The following is a 16,266-nucleotide window of genomic DNA, read 5'->3' as shown; positions in this document are numbered from 1 at the left end:
GGAGCGGCCGCGACTTAGCCGTCGCCGTGCAGCGCCTGTAGCGCTGCAAGCGCGGCCAACCCGGCCGTTTCCGTGCGCAGGATGCGCGGCCCCAGTCGAAGTCCGTCGAAACCTGCGGCCGTCAGCGCGCGGATATCTCGTTCGCCCAGGCCACCTTCAGGCCCTACCACCAGCAGGCCGCCGGCAGTAGTGAAACGCAGGTCGCGCGATGACCGCGTGGCCTGCGGCAGCAAGGCCAGGCGCAAGGCGCCATCGGCGTCGAGACTGTCCAGCCACTGTGGCAAAGGTAACGCCGGGCTAATCTCCGGTAACCGCGCGCGGCCGCTCTGTTCGGCGGCACTGGCCGCCACCGCGCGCCAGTGCAGCAGCCGCTTTTCGGCCCGGCCGGCGTCCAGCTTCACTTCCGATCGCTCGGTCAGCAGCGGCACGATACGCACGATGCCCAGCTCGGTGGCCTTTTGCACGATCAGGTCCATCTTCTCGCCGCGCGCCACACCTTGCGCCAGGGTCAGCGACAGGGGCGATTCGTTGTGCAAGGCATGCTTGGCTTCCACCCTCACGATGACCTCGCGCTTGCCAACCGCAAGGATGATGGCCGGGTAGTCGCAGCCGTCACCGTTGAAGAGGGTCAGCGGGTCGCCGGCAACCAGCCGCAGGACCCGCGTGGCATGCTCGCCCGCCTGTGCCGGCAGCGGCAGTTCGGCGCCGACCGCGAGCAGCTGGTCAACATGGATACGGATATTTCGCATGAAGCGCTTGGCAGGGCAAAAGCCAAGCTTAGCCGAGCCGCACCTGCCGGACGACATCGATTGATCGAGCAGGAAGCTGAATCCCAGCGAGATGGCCTGGCGTCACGCATTGCCTCGCGCAAACACCGGGTGCAACATGGAGCAGCCAGATGCCGCCGCAACCGAGGTAATCCGCCATGTCCAAACTATCCATCCTTACGCTCGCGCTGATCACCAGTCTGGGTATCAGTGCGATGGCCTTTGCCCAAAGCCCGGTACCCACGACCAGCGGCCAAACCAGTCAGGACAGTCAGAAGACACCAGACCACGTCCCTAAACCAGGTGACCGTAATTGCATCCATGACACCGGCAGCCTGATTCCGGCGAAGAAAGGCGAATGCCTGCCGGTGCCGGGTCGCAGCTACAGCGGAGACGAGCTGCGCAGTCAGGGCACCAACGGCAATAACGCGCGCGCATTGCAAATGCTCGACCCAAGCGTGAGCGTTGGGCACTGACAGCTGCGTCGCTGAGCCCGCTGCCGCGCGTGTGCGGCAGTGGGGCGCTCAAGCCAGGAAGGCTCAGTTTCTTACGGCATGTTCGATGCCGACGATCGCCGTATCGACCAGCAGGTCGATTTCCTGCTCGCTCACCACGTATGGCGGCATGAAATACACGATGTCGCCTAGCGGTCGCAGCAACACGCCGTGTTGCAGCCCATGCAGATAGACGCGCAGGCCGCGCCGTTCGGCTGCAGGGAACGGCCGACGGCTAGTCTTGTCCGCAACCAGTTCAATCGCCGCGATCATGCCAGTCTGACGCACGTCGGCGACATGGGGATGTCCGCGTAGCGGCGCCAGCCTCTTCGCCAGATGCGCCGCAAGAACGCGGTTGCGTTCGAGTACCGGCTCATCGCGGAAGATCGCCAGTGTCTCAAGCGCCACGCGGCAGGCCAGCGGGTTGCCGGTATAGCTGTGCGAATGCAGGAACGCTTTGCCAGCGTTGTATTCCGCGTAGAACGCCTGATAGATGCCATCCGTCGTGAGTACTGCCGACAGCGGCAGGAAGCCACCGGTGAGTCCTTTGGACAGGCACAGAAAGTCGGGGCTCACGTTGGCCTGCTCGCACGCAAACAGGGTGCCGCTGCGGCCGAAGCCCACCGCGATCTCGTCAGCGATGAAATGCACCGAAAATTCGTCGCACAGCGCGCGCAAGCCACTCAGGTAGCTGGGGTGATACATGCGCATGCCGCCGGCGCATTGCACCAGTGGTTCGACGATGATCGCGCAGGTTTCGTGGGCATGGCGCTCCAGCAACGTGCGCAGCTCGCCGAGGCGGCGCGTGGCAATCTGTTCGGGCGATTCGCCCGGCTCGCCCTCGTAGGTGTCCGCCGAGGGCGCCAGGAACGGTGTCAGCAACAGCGGCGCGTAGGTCTTTCGGTACAGCGCCACGTCGCTCACCGAAAGCGCGCCCAACGTCTCGCCGTGATAGCTGCCGGTCAATGCGATGAAACGGGTCTTCTCGCCGTGGCCCTGATTGAGCCAGTAGTGGAAGCTCATCTTCAACGCCACTTCGATCGCTGCCGAACCGTTGTCGGCCAGGAACACGCGATTGAGTCCAGCGGGCGTGATGCGGACGAGTTCCTCCGCCAGCTCGATGGCCGGTTCGTGCGTGAAGCCGGCAAAGATCACATGCTCCAGCGTCTGCGCCTGGTCGGCCAGCGCCGCCGCAATGCGCGGGTTGGCGTGGCCGAACAGATTGGTCCACCAGGAGCTGATGCCATCGAGATAGCGGCGACCGTCGGCATCGATCAACCACGCGCCGTCGCCACGCGCGATCGGCACCATCGGCACGCTTTCGTGATCATGCATCTGCGTGCAGGGATGCCACAGGTGTTTCAGGTCGCGTCGGGCGAGCGCGGCGTTGTTGCTTGCGGGAATACTCATCCGGCTATCATCGTTGCTAGGCCATGGACGCTCAAGTCCATTCATTGGGAATGACACGCTCAAGTCCATTCATTGGAAACGACACGCGCAAGCCCCTTCATTCAAAATGACACGTTCAAGTTCGCTCATGGAAAATGGACGATCAGGTCCAGCCATGGACAGCTCGGGAATCGACGTTTGAACTACCTGCGAAAAAGCCTGGCTGGCCTGGGCGTGCTGATCCTGGTTACGGGCTTGCTGGCGTGGTTCCTGCCGGCGCGCTGGGCGTTGCCCTGGATCGAGCCACAACTGCACGGGCTGCGTCTGCAACAGGTGCAGGGCCAGCTATGGGACGGCCGGGCCGGGCAGATACTGAACGCTCAGGGAAATCCTGTCGGCCAAATTCAATGGCAGCTGTCGCGCCGCGCGCTGCTCGGGCAGGTGCAACTGCAGCTGGACTTTCAAGGGCCGCACCTGACTTTCTCCGGCGCCATGCAGCGGCTGCCGGACAACCAGGTCCAATGGCGAGGGGTGAGCGTGCATGCCGACCTGGCTTCACTGCTTCCCCGAGTCGCGTTGCTGCAAGGCCAGCCACTGGGCGAGCTGCAGTTGGCGGTCGATCAGGCCGTGCTGCAAGGCGGTTGGCCACTGCAACTGAATGCCCGTGCGCAGTGGCTGCACGCGGCCATGCGTACGCGCAGTGGCGATGTGGCCCTGGGCAATCTTCAATGGCAGGCGCAAGCGCAGGGTGGCGTGATTGAGGTGCAGTTGCATGATGACGGTGACGGCCCGCTGCAAGCCGAGGGCCAGCTCCAACTGAGTCCGCTGGGCTGGCGACTGGACGCGAAGCTGCGCGCCCGACAGACTGACCCAGCGCTACGTCATTGGCTGGCCGGGCTGGGCCAGCCGGATGCCGACGGTCGGGTGCATATTCAACGCAGCGGTGGTCTGGGCGGCAGCTTGCCGATGCCAGTCGCAAACCAGGACAAGCAGCGACCATGAACTCTGATATCACCGTACCGGCTCTGGCAGCCGCACGCGAAGCCGCCGCCGCCGCCACCGAGGTGATCCGCCATTATTGGCGGCGTGGCGTCGAGGTGGAGCTGAAAGCGGACGCGACACCGGTGACGGTGGCCGACCGCGAGGCCGAGCGCGCGATCCGGCAGATCCTGCAGGCGGCGTTGCCGCAGGCGGCGATCCATGGCGAGGAGTTCGGGCTCGAGGGTGAGCGGGGAGGGCTGTTGTGGTTGGTCGATCCGCTCGATGGAACCAAGAGCTTCGTGCGCCGCACGCCGTTTTTTTCCACCCAGATTGCACTGATGGATGGCGATGAGCTGGTGCTCGGCGTCTCCAGTGCACCGATCTACGGCGAAACGATGTGGGCCAGCGTCGGCGGCGGTGCGTGGCTCGACGGCGAGCGCGTGCAGGTGGCAGACACGGCGCTGATGGGTGAGGCATCGATTTCCAGCGGCAATATCAAGACGCTCACCATGGATGGTCGCTGGGATGCGTTCGGCGCGTTGATCCGCGACAGCAATCGAATTCGCGGCTACGGCGATTTCTGTCACTACCACCTGCTGGCGCGCGGCAGCCTGGATCTGGTGATCGAATCGGACGTGAATATTCTCGACATCGCCGCGCTGGCCGTGATCGTGCGCGAGGCCGGCGGCGTGTTCACAGAGCTTGATGGCGCCCCGGTCACGCTGGAGACCCGCAGCGTGCTGGCCGGCACACCATCGATTCACCGACAGGCGCTGCAGCGCCTGCGCCTGGGCAATGGCCAGGTGCGCTAGGCGTCTGCGTGCTTGCAGTTGACGCGTTAGAATGGCCGGATGCGCAAGCCACCCATCATCCATGCCACGCGAGACGTCGCCAACAGCCACTTCCTCCATGTCGAGCAGCTCGACCTGGAGTTTTCCAATGGCGAGCGCCGCACTTACGAGCGGCTGAAAGGCGGCGGCATGGGCGCCGTGATCATCGTGCCCATGCTGGATGATGAAACCGTGCTGCTGGTGCGCGAATACGGCGCCGGCGTCGGTCGCTATGAACTCGGCTTGCCGAAGGGTCGGCTGGATCAGGACGAGACGGCCGAGCAAGGCGCCGAGCGCGAGTTGAAGGAAGAGATCGGCTACGGTGCACGCCGACTGAAGATCCTGCACAACCTGTCACTGTCGCCGTCGTACATGACCCATATGGCCCATGTGGTGCTGGCGCAGGATCTATATCCGGAACGACTGCTCGGCGATGAGCCGGAGGAACTCGACGTGGTGCCATGGAAGATGTCTGAGCTGCATACCTTGCTCGGTCGCGACGACGTGACCGAAGGGCGCTCGATTGCTGCGCTGTTCATGGCCCGCGAATATCTCGCCGGGCGCTTTCAGCGCACATGACTGCGCCGATGAGTAGCGCACCTGCCTTGGCGCAGCAGATCGGTGATATCGCACGCGCGGCCGGCGATGCGATCCTGGCGATCTATCACAGTGATTTCGCGGTCGAGACCAAGGCGGATGCCTCGCCGCTGACTGCTGCCGATCTGGCGGCCCAGCAGGTCATCATGACTGGCCTGGCCGCACTCGACCCCGTGTTGCCGGTGCTGTCGGAAGAGGCCAAGACATTGGCCTGGTCCGAGCGCCAGCACTGGTCGCGCTACTGGTTGGTCGATCCGCTCGACGGCACCCGCGAGTTCGTCAAGCGCAACGGCGAATTCACCGTGAACATCGCGCTGATCGACGATCACCAGACTGTGCTTGGCGTCGTGCTGGCACCGGTCACGGGTGAGTTGTACATCGCCGCGCAAGGTCAGGGCGCGTGGTTGCAGACGCAGGTGGGAGGCGAGTGGCAGCGCATCCGGGCGCGCCCGTTGGCTCAGCCTCCGGTGATGGCCGGTAGCCGCTCGCACGGTAGCCTGCAGGATTCCATGTTGAACGCGCTGCTCGGTCCTGATCACCAGCTCGTGCCACTCGGTTCGTCGCTGAAGTTCTGCCTGATCGCGCGCGGCGCTGCGGACGTCTATTTGCGTCTCGGCCTCACCAGCGAGTGGGATACCGCCGCCGCACAATGCGTGCTTCAGGAAGCCGGCGGCGCGGTGCTCGATCTGCAGGGGCGGCCGTTTAGTTACAACCGTGGCGAATCGCTGCTCAACCCGGAATTCATCGCTGTGGGTGACCCTGGCGTTGATTGGGCGGGGCGGTTGCGGGTGGCTACACAGAGCTGATTTTGATGAAGGGTGCCGCCAGCGTGGCCCTTCATCCCGGCCTTCTTCCCAAAGGGGAGAAGGTGATCCTGTACTGATGGGATTTCGTGCTGCATGACTGACGTAGCAAAGCACAGCCTCGACGATTTGCTCGCCATCATGGCGAGGTTGCGCGACCCCCAAGATGGTTGCCCCTGGGACGTGCAGCAGGATTTTGCTTCGATTGCGGCCTATACCATCGAGGAAGCCTACGAAGTCGCCGACGCGATCGATCGCCGGGACTGGGACGACCTGCGCGATGAGCTGGGCGATCTCCTGCTGCAGGTAGTGTTTCACTCGCAGATGGCGAAGGAAGCGGGGCTGTTTGATTTTTCCGACGTCGCCCACGCGATCAGCAGCAAGATGCGCCGTCGCCATCCCCATGTGTTTGCCGACGTGCGCTATGCCGATGCGCAGGCACAGAAGCAGGCCTGGGAAGACATCAAGACAGCTGAGCGCGCGGGCAAGGGCGAGCTTGCAGACGATAGCGCACTGGCCGGCATCTCGTCGGGCCTGCCGGAATGGAAGCGTGCACTGAAGCTGCAGCAGCGCGCGGCCAGCGTGGGGTTCGACTGGCCCGATCCGCAGCCCGTGCTGGCCAAGCTGGCCGAAGAAGTGGAGGAGGTGCGCGCTGAATTCGCCGACGGCGCCGACCCGGGTCGGTTGCAGGACGAAATCGGCGACGTGCTGTTCGTAGTGGTCAATCTGGCGCGCCACGCCGGCGTCGATTTTTCCGCAGCGCTCCGCCACGCCAACGCCAAATTCGAACGCCGCTTTCGGCAGATGGAACATCTGGCGATCACCGATGGTGCAAAATTCGGCGAACGTACGCTGGCCGAACAGGAACAACTGTGGCTGCGCGCCAAGGCGCTTGAACCCAAGTCATGAGGCTGGCGACTTGCCTTCAGGGTTGACTCGGCATCCCATGGCGAAGATCGCCGGTCCGGGCGATGTCGTGCTACGCAAGGTTGGTGGCAACGCGCATCGCAAGATGCTTGAATCCGGCGATTTCAGCGTGAGCGTTGTGACGAGTGATTTCGATGTGGGCGGCTAGGGCAACGGCGACGTCAAGCATTCCAGTGTCAAAGGCAAGTTCTTCGAGCCGAAGGATGTGTTCTGACCGGCGCTCAGTCGCGATCGTGGTCGGCTTTGAGCATCTTCAGTCGCGTCTGTCCATCGGGCGTGAAGTGCGTGCCGAACCGAACCAGTCCTGCCTGTCGCAGATGACAACTCATCGTGAAGCTCAGCAGCATGCCTGGCTCGGTCTCCTCGATGTCGATAGCGATCGACGCCAGCCGCGGCTCGTATTTGAGTAGCGTCGTTTCGATCTCTCGCTTGAGCTTGTGCGCGGATGACGGCAGGTGACGGTAGATTTCGGACAGGTCACCGAGTCCGTAATCCGGAAGATGCGCAAGCCCGTTGCGTCGGCTGTTGAGGATGCGCTGGATATTGTCCTGCACCGACAGGAACGCCTGCGTCTGCGAATCGAAGATGCCCACGGGCGCACCGTTTGCGAAGTGCCCGGTCACCGTCTCGAACAGTCCCGGTCGGCCGTGTGTCATGGGGTGGTGTCATCGAAGTCGACCACGATACCCTGCTCCTGTGAGCAGGCGAGTCGAATCGCTTTCGGCATCTGATGCTCCGCCATACACAGCAGCAGTTCGCGCGACAGCACCGGCAGTATCTGCTGGTCGAGCAGGCTGTCGATATTGCGAGCACCGGAGTCAGGCAACAGGCAGGCGTTCACGAGTTCAGCCACCAGCGCGTCGTCGCACACCAGAGGTATGCCGTACCGGATCTTGATACGTTGAGCCACCTTGTCGAGCTTCATGCGCACTATCAGCGCCAGCGCGTCGGTCGCCAGTTGCCGGTACACGACGGTCTGGAAGCGCGCCAGCAGTGCCGGCTGGAAGTGCTCGACCAGCAACGGACGGATCGCCTCCATCAGTATCGACGTGGTGACTTCGCTGCCCGCTTCGGCTGCAGCCTCCGTTGCGGCGATGATCTGCTCGCTGCCAAGATTGGACGTCATCAGGATGACCGTGTTACGGAAGTCGATGACACGGCCTTCGCCGTCCCGCATAAAGCCGCGATCAAAAACTTGAAACCGAATTTGGAAAAAATATCGTTATCCGGTCGGTTTTCGCAGCGGAGGAACGGATGAGATATCGCGTTACCTGCTGAGTTTCGCCGGCCTTGGCATCGGTCAGCCGTCTATTGGACAGACCGTGGGTGCGCGCAAGCTGTTGTCGATGCTGGGCCTGGCGAGCCAGAAAACGCGCACTGCCGAAGGGCTGGCTGGTGTGCTGCAGCATGCGGTGCCCGATGCGCGGATCAGCGTGGAAGAGTTCCACCCTGTTTGGATCACCGTCGATGCATCCGAACCCATGCCGTTGGGCCAGAGCTGCCTGTTGGGCCGGGGCTTTTACGACAGGGGCAATGCGGTGCGCATCATCATCGCGCCACAAACGCGCGAATCCGTACTCGGGCTGATGCCCGGGCGCGCGAATCACCGCGAGGTGATGGCGCTGCTGAGGTTCTATCTGGGTTTTACGGCTTGGGCGGATTTGGAAATGCTGGTGGCGCCGGATTTGATGCCCGCGCAGATGCTGAATTCGGATCAGGTCAGTCTTAGCTACACGACCCAGCTGCCAGTGCCGCAAACGCAGTGCGCTACCGGCCTGCCCACACGAGTGCAACTGGGTCGCTGGAGTGGCGATGGCGATGCCAGCGACGATGCGCGGCACCAAGCTCACTGACATGGCCACTGGATTATCAAGGGAGTTACTTCAAATGCTGCGACAACTTCAAATCGGCATGATGATTTGCGCCATGCTCACCGTCACTGGTTGCGGCGCAGGGCAGGCGGTGAAGGACGGCACGGTGAATGCGGCGATGTGGGCGTTCACGACGCAGGTCAAGACGATGAATATTGATCTCGTCAGTCGCGCGTCATTGAACACCAGCGGCAGCGGACAATCGTTGTCGACGGTGGTGCGGATCTATCAGCTGAAAACTTCGCAGGCGTTCGAACAGCTGAGTTACACGCAATTGCAGACGGGGGATAGGGACGCGTTGAAAGCCGACCTGATGGCGACGAAGGATGTTGTACTACGCCCGGACGCGAGTGCGAGCATCAGTGAGCCGATGAACAAAGACGCGCAGGTGGTCGGCATCGTCGCGTTCTTCCGGGATGCGGGCAAAGAATCGACCTGGAAGCTGGTGGTGCCCAAGGCACAGTGGAAGAAGACCGATCCGGTGAAAATCGAAGTATCGGACACCCTGAGTGTGGTCGATGCAGTGTCGGCGCCCGTCAAGCAGAGTGCGCCGTTGCCGAGCGTGCCGAATCCGCCGAAACCTCCGTCGGCAACGGTGACCGCGCCGGTGGTGCCGGCAGGCTGAGTCATCTGCTGGGCCAGTGTGGTAATCAACACGGTGTGGGCAGTGCGACGTTTGATTTTCAGTAAGTTCAAGCTAATCCCGGGTGATGGCCTCGCCGACAATGGCGGGGGTATCGCGTGCAGCCGCCACGACGGAAGGGAAGCGGTTCACCACCCGCCGGACCCTTCGTTTCCGGCAGGTGCTGTTAGCCGGATCGCGCGCGCACCACATCGACCAGAAGATTGAGCGCGGCCGATGGGAGATGTATGCAACCCTTTTTGCGCCAGCTGCATCCTAGGCAAGACGACCATTCAAGGAGTTCACCATGCGCCGCCTTCTCACCGCCGCTCTGTTGCTTGCCCCGCTGGCCACGTTCGCCGCCCCGTGCAAGTTCGAGGCGCCGCGCAATCTCCAGCTTGATCTGGCTGGCGTCAGGGCGGTGCAGATCGAACTGCATAGCCAGAACCTGCATCTGACGGGTAGTGAAGGTGCCAAGGGACTGACCCTCAACGGCCGTGCCTGCGCTTCGGACAGCAAAACTCTGGACCACCTGACGGTCACTCAGCGGCGCGATGGCGATCAGCTGCTGATTGATATCGGTGGCGAAAATCATTTCACGTTCAATCTGTTTGGTGGCTCCTATGCCTATCTCGACGTCAACGTGCAGCTGCCGCCGAATGTCCCGGTAACGTTGAGCGTGGGTTCCGGTGATGCCGACGTCAGTGGACTGCAGCAGCTGCAAAGCGTCGTTGGTTCAGGCGATCTGCATGTCCGGCAGGTGTCCGGCAAGTTCGGCGCCAGCGTCGGTTCGGGCGACATCGATGCGCACGACATTGGCATTCTGGAGCTGGGTTCGGTGGGCTCGGGTGATTTCAAGGCCGAGGGCATCCGGGGCGACGCCAAGGTTGGCAGCGTGGGCTCGGGCGATGTCGTGCTGCGCAAGGTGGGCGGCGGCGTGCATGCCGACACGCTGGGTTCCGGCGACTTCACCGTTAGCGATGTTTCGGGTGATTTCACGCTGGGTGCCAAGGGCAGCGGCGACGTCAATCATTCGGGCGTCAGGGGCAAGGTCAGCGTGCCGAAGGATAATGACGATTGATGTGGGGTGAGCGTCCTTCCATGTCAGGCAAGGGAGGACGCTGGTGATCTCAGCCCAGCCAGCGCCAGGCCAGATAGACCAGTGGCGCGCACACCAGCAGGAACGGGATCGACACCAGCTGCAGCTGCCGCAAACCACGCGGCTGATTCGCCAGACGCAGTGCGATCAGATTGGCCAGCGAACCGATCGCCAAGCCGAAGCCGCCCACGTTCACCGCGACCGCCAGCGCGATCGCGTTGGACGTGCGGTCGAGCAGCAGCACCGTCGCCGGTACATTGCTGATCAGTTGCGAGGCAACGATGCCGCTGGCATACAAAGTCAGCGGCCGAGTGAAATCAACTTGGTCAAGCGCATGCCGCACTAGCGGCAGTTCGGCGAAGTGGCCCAGTCCCAGGAAAATCGCTGCGAATGTGAGCAGCAGCAACCAGTCGATCCGCGCCAGGCTCGATCGCGCCAGCAGCGCAAACAGCACGAGCATCAATACGGAGCCCAGCGGTGCTTGGTGATATTCCATCAGCAGCACCATGGCCAGCAACGCGGCCATCGACCATGCGCCGAGCCGGCGGGAGGTCACCTGGCCATCGATCTTGTCCGGCGCCAGTTCGATCCGATCGCGTGGCAACCATAGCCATGTAAACGTCGCCACCAGCGCAAACATCACGGCTGCGGCCGGCAGCATTGCCAGGGTGAAATGCAGGAACGGCAACTGCGAGTGCTGCCATAGCAGTAGATTCTGTGGGTTGCCGATCGGGCTCAGCGTGGAGCCCGCGTTCACTGCCAGCGCCTCCAGCACCACCATGCGCAATACCGGCAGGTTCGACATGCTGCCGATCGCCACCGTCAGCGGCACGATCAGAAACAGGCTCACGTCGTTCGTCAGCACCATCGACAACAGTGCCGTCGCCGTCACCAGCAGCAGTCCAAGACTGCGCAACGAATGGGCGCGCGCCACGACGGCGACCGCTGCGTGCTGCACCAGGCCACTGTCGCGGATGCCCTGGATCGCGATCAGCAAGCCCATCAAGCCGGCCAGTGTCGGTAACTGCAACCAGTGCTGATACTTCGCCAGCGATTGCGGGTCGAACAGGGCCAGTGCGATGGTCAATAAAGCGAACAGCAGCAACAGCCATTCGGCCTTCAGCTTTTGCATCCACGACGAGGGCGCTTCGGATGTTGCCTTCGCATCACTCATGCGTCGGCATCCCACCCGGCATGCCGATCACCACCCGCTGAGTCCTTCGATCTCGTACAGCTTCTGCCAGCTCGGTCGCGCGCGTACCAGATCGGCCAGCCGCTTCAGTGCGGGCCATTCGGTCACCGGACGTGGCATGTTGCGCGACCAGCGCATCAGCATGCCCAGCAGCAGGTCGGCGCCGGAGAACTCCTTGCCGAGAAGGTACGGCCCGTTCGCGGTGAGTTGTGCGTCGAGCAGATCCCACACGCCTTCGATCTTGCGTTGCAAGGCGGCGTGGACTTCAGGCGTGTGCTCCGCTGCACCAAGCTCCGGTGGATAGAACCAGAAGCGATACGTCGACATCAGCGTATTGCTGAGATAGACGACCCACTGCTGCCACGTTTCGCGCTCGGGCGTGCCCGGCGGCGGGGCCAGCTTGGATTCCGGGTGACGGTCGGCCAGCACCATCAGCAACGCCGCCGATTCCGACAATGGCCGGCCGTCGATCACCAGCGTTGGAACGACGCCGCGTGGATTCAGCTTCCGGTACTCGGGGTCGTGTTGCGCCTGCGTATCGATATCGATCAATCGCAGTTCATGCGGCGCACCGATTTCCAGCAGGGCCAGATGCACCACCATGCTGGCGGTGCCGGGTGAGTAGTAGAGGGTGTACATGGTGGGCCTGCGCTCGCGGATGAGAGACCAAAGATTGCAATGAACTATAACTTCCAGCTCCCCGCAAGCCGTTTCGCTCCTCCCCCTGCTTGCAGGGGGAGGTTGGGAGGGGATTGGGCTTTTGATCTTCTTGGCGAAGAGCGACCCCACCCCAACCCTCCCCTGCGAGCAGGGGAGGGGGCAGGTCTAAGGAATACTAACCTTCCCGCAACAGCCGCATTGGCGAGGTGCGCGTCACCTTCCGTGTCCCCGCCAGTCCCAGCAACATCACCACAAACGCAGCGCCGAGCGCAGCGAATGCGAGCGGCCACAGCGGCGGCACGAAGCCGTCGATATGGAAGACCGAGTGGCCGAGCCACACCCCGGCGCCGGCGGCGCCGAGCGCGGCGGTGAGGCCGGCGATCAGGCCGAGCAGGGCAAATTCGCAGGCGGCGGCGACACGCAGTTGATTGCGGCGTGCGCCGAGCGTGCGCAGCAGCGCCGCTTCGTGGCGTCGCTCGGCCGCGCTGGCGGCGAGTGCGGCGGCCAGCACCAGCGCACCCGCAAGCAGGCTGAAACCGAGAATCCAGCGCACGGCATTGCCGACGCGATCGACGATCTCGCGTACGCGGTCGAGCAGCGAGTCGACGTCGATCAGGCTTAGGTTGGAGTAATCGCGTGACAGTTGCGCCAGCTGCGTGGCATGGCTGCGCGGCAGGTAGAAACTGGCCAGCCAGGTATGCGGCAAGTCGCTGGCATGGGCCGCATCGAGCAGCAGGAAAAAGTTGACCCGGAACGAACTCCAGTCGACTTTGCGGATGCTGCTGACCTTCGCATTGACGCTGCCTTCGCCGATATCCAGGCTTAGGGTATCGCCCAGCTTCAAGCCGAATATGTCACGCCACATGGTGTCGATCGACACCTCGGCTTGCGCTGCGTTTGCTCCGGCCCATTGCCCGGCGATGACCTGATTTGCTGGTGGCAGGCTGCTCGCCCAGGACAGTCGCAGTTGGCGGTCGGTCCAGTCCTTTGCACGTTCGTCCTTGAAGGCGATCTGGTCGATCGGTCGACCATTGATGGCGGTGAGTTTCCCAACGGCCAGCGGCAACATGTTGAGTTGCTGGCCGTCGATCGCTGCCAACGTTTTTTCAAAACCTGCACGTTGATCGTCCTGCAGGTTCAACGCGAACCAGTTCGGCGTATTCGCCGGCAGCTCCTGCCGCCAGCCCTGCAGCAGCGAAGGGGCGACGATCGCCAGCAGCAGTAGCGCGCACAAGCCAATGCTGAGCGCGGTGGCCTGGATCAGGCTCAGGGTACGTCGCCGCGCCAGCGCCGCCAGCCCCAGACGCAGCGCAGGGTGCGCCCCGGGTGCCACGCGCCGAGCAACCCATAGCAATAGAGCAGCAAGCAAGGCCGCCACCACCGCCACGCCGAACAGGCTGGCGGCGAGAATACCGGCCAGCTTCAGCGAGTCGCTCTGGCTCCAGATCAGTCCCAGAGCCACCAACACCGGGATCAGATACAACGCGTCGAAACGGCGCATGCGTCGCGTGACGCTCTGACGGAACACCGCAACAGGCGGTACCTCTGCCAATCGCACCAGCGGCGGCAACGCGAAGCCCACGAGCACAGCGACGCCCATCGCTGCAGCGGCGAATGACGGCGCCAGCGGCAGTGCCGTCGGCACGCTACCGAACAACTGACTGGCAAACACCCATGCGAGCTGCGACAGGCCCAGAGCCAGCAATAGACCGAGCACCACGGCAGGCAGGGCGAGCGCACCGAGGGTGCCAAGCAGCAGACCCAGCACTCGCCGTCGCGACGTACCAAGCGCACGCAGCAGCGCCACCTCGGAGGTCTTGCGCCGCGCGTAGCGCTGCGCGGCCAGCGCAATCGCGACGCCGGCCAGCAGGGCCGACAGTAAGGCCGTAAGACGCAAAAACGCGCCCGCCCGATCAAACGCCGTGCGCATGCGCTCCTGCACTTGTTCCGGCGTGATCAGCTCAGCCCCTTGCGGCAGCGCAGTCGACTCCACCCAGTCGCGCCAGCCCTGTACCGCCGCAGGCGCGCCGGCCAGCAGCAGGCTATGCCGCGCGCGGCTGCCAACGCCGAGCAGCCCGGCCTGTTCGGCGTCGGTCAGGCTCATCATCGCGCGGGGTGCCATGGCGAACAGTTCGCCGCCGTCCGGCTCGCGCAGCAGTTCGGCGGCGATGGTCAGCTCGCGGCCGCCCACCTGCACTTGCTGGCCAATCTTGAGATTCAGGGCAACCAGCGCGCGATGATCGAGATAGACCTGGCCCGCGGCCGGCGCGCGGCCGTTGTACGAGCGACTCGTCGCGTTGCCCAATTCCAGAGTGCCGCGCAGCGGGTAGTGTTGATCGCCGGCCAGCACGTCGAGCAACTGGGTTTGTTCGTGTGCGAACGCCACGCTGGGGAAACTCGCCGTATGGGTCATGCTCAGATTGAGCTGGCGAGCCTCGGCGGCAAATGAGTCCGGCAAGGTTTGCGGCGAGGCGATGCCCACGTCGCCACCGATCAGTTCGGCGGTGCTGGCCAGCACGCCGTGCTCGGTCCGCGCGGCGAGGGTGGCAACCACACCGAGCGCGACCACCGCCAGTAGCAGCGAGGCGGCCAAGGTGCGCAACTCCGGCAAGTGCCATTCGCGACGCAGGCTGCGCAGAGCGAGCAGCAGCAGCTTCATGCCTGCGTGCCCGTGGCGGGCGGTACGACGCGACCTTCTTCCAGCTCGATGCGACGATCGCAGCGCGCGGCCAGTGCTGCATCGTGGGTAACCAGCACGAGCGTGGTGCGGTGGTCGCGGTTGAGTGCAAACAGCAAGTCGCACACGTGATGGCCTGTGCGCTGGTCGAGGTTGCCGGTGGGTTCATCGGCAAACAGCACACGCGGGCCGTGTACGAACGCGCGGGCAATCGCCACGCGTTGTTGCTCGCCGCCGGACAGCTGCGCCGGATAGTGCCGCCGCCGCGCACCCAGGCCCACCGCTTCGAGCGCAGCACGGGCGCGAGGCCGGGCGGCACTGCTGCCTTCCAGCTCCAGCGGCAGCATCACGTTTTCCTCGGCGGTGAGCGCGGGCAGCAGGTGGAACGACTGGAACACGAAACCTACCAACTGACGACGCAGGTCTGCCCGCGCTTCTTCGTCGAGTTTTTCCAGCGCGTGGCCATCGAGCTGGATGCTGCCGGTGTCGGGAGTGTCCAGTCCGGCCAGCAGGCCGAGCAGGGTGGTCTTGCCGGAGCCGGAGGCTCCCACGATGGCGAAGCTCTCGCCCGAACGAATCTGCAGGCTGACGTTGTACAGGATGTCGAGTCTTCCCTCGGGGCCGCTGACCGACTTGCTAACATCGCAGGCCTCGAGAAGAAGACGGGAAGAATCACTCATGCGTCGATGCCTTGGCTGGTTGATGTGGAGCGGCTTGATACTTTGGTGTGGCATCGGCACTGCCATGGCGGAAACGCCGAAAACTGTCCTGGTGCTGGGTGATTCGTTGTCCGCCGCGCACAACATACCGGTCGAGTCCGGCTGGGTATCGCTGCTGGATGCGCGTTTAGGCAAGATGGTGCCGATGTGGACCGCGGTCAATGCCAGCATCAGTGGCGAAACATCGCTGAGCGGTCGCAACCGCCTGCCGGCGCTGCTGCAGAAGTACCACCCGGCCGTGCTGGTGCTTGAACTGGGTGCCAATGACGGCTTGCGTGGACTGCCGTTGCCGCTGTTGCACGACAACCTGGTGGCCATGATCGATGCGGCGCAGCAGGCGAAGGTCAGCGTGTTGCTGGTTGGCATCGAACTGCCGGTGAACTACGGCCCGCAGTATCGCGATGGCCTGCGGGCGATCTATGCGGATCTGGCCCGAACCAAGCACACCTCGCTGGTGCCCTTCCTGCTCGATGGCGTGGCCCTCAATCCCGCGCTGATGCAGGAAGATGGGCTGCATCCGGTGGCCAGCGCGGAGCCGAAAGTGCTGGAAACGGTCTGGAATCAGCTGCAACCACTCTTGCACTGACGGTAAAAATCGAACGCATTCTGAATGACTTGCGCGCCTTTCACGCTGTGCT

Annotated in this window: 19 protein-coding genes; 11 read left to right on the top strand and 8 right to left on the bottom strand. The window is 63.6% G+C overall.

The features are described 5' to 3' along the window. Positions 1-14: 14 nt before the first annotated feature. Positions 15-749 (bottom strand): 16S rRNA (uracil(1498)-N(3))-methyltransferase, encoded by a 735-nt coding sequence (locus HDE77_RS08090; protein WP_184416633.1) that lies wholly within the window; start codon positions 747-749, stop codon positions 15-17. A gap of 176 nt (positions 750-925) precedes the next feature. Here HDE77_RS08090 and HDE77_RS08085 point away from each other — a divergent pair, with 176 nt between their 5' ends. After that, positions 926-1,243 (top strand): hypothetical protein, encoded by a 318-nt coding sequence (locus HDE77_RS08085; protein ID WP_184416632.1) that lies wholly within the window; start codon positions 926-928, stop codon positions 1,241-1,243. A gap of 63 nt (positions 1,244-1,306) precedes the next feature. Here the strand turns inward: HDE77_RS08085 and HDE77_RS08080 are convergent, their stop codons facing one another. After that, positions 1,307-2,671, bottom strand: coding sequence for an adenosylmethionine--8-amino-7-oxononanoate transaminase (locus HDE77_RS08080; protein ID WP_184416631.1), 1,365 nt, complete (start codon positions 2,669-2,671; stop codon positions 1,307-1,309). Positions 2,672-2,848: 177 nt separating this feature from the next. On the opposite strand from HDE77_RS08080, the gene HDE77_RS08075 reads away from it, so the two are divergent. From HDE77_RS08075 to HDE77_RS20460, 6 genes are all read left to right on the top strand, one after another. After that, positions 2,849-3,652 (top strand): type II secretion system protein N, encoded by an 804-nt coding sequence (locus tag HDE77_RS08075; protein ID WP_184416630.1) that lies wholly within the window; start codon positions 2,849-2,851, stop codon positions 3,650-3,652. Continuing rightward, complete coding sequence (locus HDE77_RS08070) at positions 3,649-4,443, top strand: inositol monophosphatase family protein (RefSeq protein WP_184416629.1); 795 nt, start codon at positions 3,649-3,651, stop codon at positions 4,441-4,443. Before HDE77_RS08075 ends, HDE77_RS08070 begins: the two co-directional genes overlap by 4 nt. Before the next feature lie 39 nt (positions 4,444-4,482). Next, on the top strand, positions 4,483-5,040 hold the full coding sequence (gene nudE, locus HDE77_RS08065) for an ADP compounds hydrolase NudE (RefSeq protein ID WP_184416628.1): 558 nt from the start codon (positions 4,483-4,485) through the stop codon (positions 5,038-5,040). An 8-nt stretch (positions 5,041-5,048) separates the two neighbouring features. Further along, positions 5,049-5,864, top strand: a complete 816-nt coding sequence (cysQ, locus tag HDE77_RS08060; RefSeq protein ID WP_184416627.1) for a 3'(2'),5'-bisphosphate nucleotidase CysQ — start codon at positions 5,049-5,051, stop codon at positions 5,862-5,864. Between the two features lie 93 nt (positions 5,865-5,957). Beyond that, positions 5,958-6,770, top strand: a complete 813-nt coding sequence (gene mazG / locus HDE77_RS08055; RefSeq protein ID WP_184416626.1) for a nucleoside triphosphate pyrophosphohydrolase — start codon at positions 5,958-5,960, stop codon at positions 6,768-6,770. A 37-nt stretch (positions 6,771-6,807) separates the two neighbouring features. Beyond that, positions 6,808-6,936 (top strand): hypothetical protein, encoded by a 129-nt coding sequence (locus tag HDE77_RS20460; protein WP_255482594.1) that lies wholly within the window; start codon positions 6,808-6,810, stop codon positions 6,934-6,936. 73 nt (positions 6,937-7,009) lie between these two features. On the opposite strand, the gene tssE is transcribed toward HDE77_RS20460, so the two are convergent. Together tssE and HDE77_RS20715 are read right to left on the bottom strand one after the other, a co-directional pair. Next, positions 7,010-7,444: a type VI secretion system baseplate subunit TssE gene (gene tssE / locus HDE77_RS08050; protein ID WP_184416625.1), complete on the bottom strand. Its 435-nt coding sequence runs from the start codon at positions 7,442-7,444 to the stop codon at positions 7,010-7,012. Next, positions 7,441-7,995: an AAA family ATPase gene (locus HDE77_RS20715; RefSeq protein WP_343206079.1), complete on the bottom strand. Its 555-nt coding sequence runs from the start codon at positions 7,993-7,995 to the stop codon at positions 7,441-7,443. Before HDE77_RS20715 ends, tssE begins: the two co-directional genes overlap by 4 nt. Between HDE77_RS20715 and HDE77_RS08040 the strand changes: the two genes are divergently transcribed. From HDE77_RS08040 to HDE77_RS08030, 3 genes are all read left to right on the top strand, one after another. Then, entirely contained in the window at positions 7,994-8,641 is a 648-nt protein-coding gene (locus tag HDE77_RS08040) for a type VI secretion system baseplate subunit TssG (protein ID WP_184416694.1), read from the top strand. The two genes, HDE77_RS20715 and HDE77_RS08040, sit on opposite strands and share 2 nt — an antisense overlap. Before the next feature lie 34 nt (positions 8,642-8,675). After that, complete coding sequence (gene tssJ, locus HDE77_RS08035; RefSeq protein WP_184416623.1) at positions 8,676-9,284, top strand: type VI secretion system lipoprotein TssJ; 609 nt, start codon at positions 8,676-8,678, stop codon at positions 9,282-9,284. Between the two features lie 304 nt (positions 9,285-9,588). Continuing rightward, entirely contained in the window at positions 9,589-10,362 is a 774-nt protein-coding gene (locus HDE77_RS08030) for a DUF4097 family beta strand repeat-containing protein (protein ID WP_184416622.1), read from the top strand. A 49-nt stretch (positions 10,363-10,411) separates the two neighbouring features. On the opposite strand, the gene HDE77_RS08025 is transcribed toward HDE77_RS08030, so the two are convergent. The 4 genes from HDE77_RS08025 to HDE77_RS08010 form a co-directional block, all read right to left on the bottom strand. Next, entirely contained in the window at positions 10,412-11,554 is a 1,143-nt protein-coding gene (locus HDE77_RS08025) for an SLC13 family permease (protein WP_255482593.1), read from the bottom strand. A 27-nt stretch (positions 11,555-11,581) separates the two neighbouring features. Next, complete coding sequence (locus HDE77_RS08020) at positions 11,582-12,211, bottom strand: glutathione S-transferase family protein (RefSeq protein WP_184416621.1); 630 nt, start codon at positions 12,209-12,211, stop codon at positions 11,582-11,584. Between the two features lie 196 nt (positions 12,212-12,407). Beyond that, on the bottom strand, positions 12,408-14,891 hold the full coding sequence (locus HDE77_RS08015) for an FtsX-like permease family protein (protein ID WP_184416620.1): 2,484 nt from the start codon (positions 14,889-14,891) through the stop codon (positions 12,408-12,410). Then, on the bottom strand, positions 14,888-15,589 hold the full coding sequence (locus HDE77_RS08010) for an ATP-binding cassette domain-containing protein (protein WP_255482592.1): 702 nt from the start codon (positions 15,587-15,589) through the stop codon (positions 14,888-14,890). The genes HDE77_RS08015 and HDE77_RS08010 overlap by 4 nt, the downstream gene beginning before the upstream one ends. Here HDE77_RS08010 and HDE77_RS08005 point away from each other — a divergent pair. After that, on the top strand, positions 15,588-16,214 hold the full coding sequence (locus tag HDE77_RS08005) for an arylesterase (protein ID WP_255482591.1): 627 nt from the start codon (positions 15,588-15,590) through the stop codon (positions 16,212-16,214). The two genes, HDE77_RS08010 and HDE77_RS08005, sit on opposite strands and share 2 nt — an antisense overlap. Positions 16,215-16,266 lie beyond the last annotated feature (52 nt).

The organism is Rhodanobacter sp. MP7CTX1, from assembly GCF_014205795.1.
Taxonomy (GTDB): Bacteria; Pseudomonadota; Gammaproteobacteria; order Xanthomonadales; family Rhodanobacteraceae; genus Rhodanobacter.
Note: the sequence above shows the minus strand (reverse complement) of the source record. Positions and strands in the feature narration are given on the sequence as shown.

Coding starts and splice junctions, on each gene's coding strand:
- HDE77_RS08090 (WP_184416633.1), bottom strand. CDS start 749: ATGCGAAATATCCGTATCCATGTTGACCAGCTGCTCGCGGTCGGCGCC.
- HDE77_RS08085 (WP_184416632.1), top strand. CDS start 926: ATGTCCAAACTATCCATCCTTACGCTCGCGCTGATCACCAGTCTGGGT.
- HDE77_RS08080 (WP_184416631.1), bottom strand. CDS start 2,671: ATGAGTATTCCCGCAAGCAACAACGCCGCGCTCGCCCGACGCGACCTG.
- HDE77_RS08070 (WP_184416629.1), top strand. CDS start 3,649: ATGAACTCTGATATCACCGTACCGGCTCTGGCAGCCGCACGCGAAGCC.
- nudE (WP_184416628.1), top strand. CDS start 4,483: ATGCGCAAGCCACCCATCATCCATGCCACGCGAGACGTCGCCAACAGC.
- cysQ (WP_184416627.1), top strand. CDS start 5,049: ATGAGTAGCGCACCTGCCTTGGCGCAGCAGATCGGTGATATCGCACGC.
- mazG (WP_184416626.1), top strand. CDS start 5,958: ATGACTGACGTAGCAAAGCACAGCCTCGACGATTTGCTCGCCATCATG.
- HDE77_RS20460 (WP_255482594.1), top strand. CDS start 6,808: ATGGCGAAGATCGCCGGTCCGGGCGATGTCGTGCTACGCAAGGTTGGT.
- tssE (WP_184416625.1), bottom strand. CDS start 7,444: ATGACACACGGCCGACCGGGACTGTTCGAGACGGTGACCGGGCACTTC.
- tssJ (WP_184416623.1), top strand. CDS start 8,676: ATGCTGCGACAACTTCAAATCGGCATGATGATTTGCGCCATGCTCACC.
- HDE77_RS08030 (WP_184416622.1), top strand. CDS start 9,589: ATGCGCCGCCTTCTCACCGCCGCTCTGTTGCTTGCCCCGCTGGCCACG.
- HDE77_RS08025 (WP_255482593.1), bottom strand. CDS start 11,554: ATGAGTGATGCGAAGGCAACATCCGAAGCGCCCTCGTCGTGGATGCAA.
- HDE77_RS08020 (WP_184416621.1), bottom strand. CDS start 12,211: ATGTACACCCTCTACTACTCACCCGGCACCGCCAGCATGGTGGTGCAT.
- HDE77_RS08015 (WP_184416620.1), bottom strand. CDS start 14,891: ATGAAGCTGCTGCTGCTCGCTCTGCGCAGCCTGCGTCGCGAATGGCAC.
- HDE77_RS08005 (WP_255482591.1), top strand. CDS start 15,588: ATGCGTCGATGCCTTGGCTGGTTGATGTGGAGCGGCTTGATACTTTGG.
- HDE77_RS08010 (WP_255482592.1), bottom strand. CDS start 15,589: ATGAGTGATTCTTCCCGTCTTCTTCTCGAGGCCTGCGATGTTAGCAAG.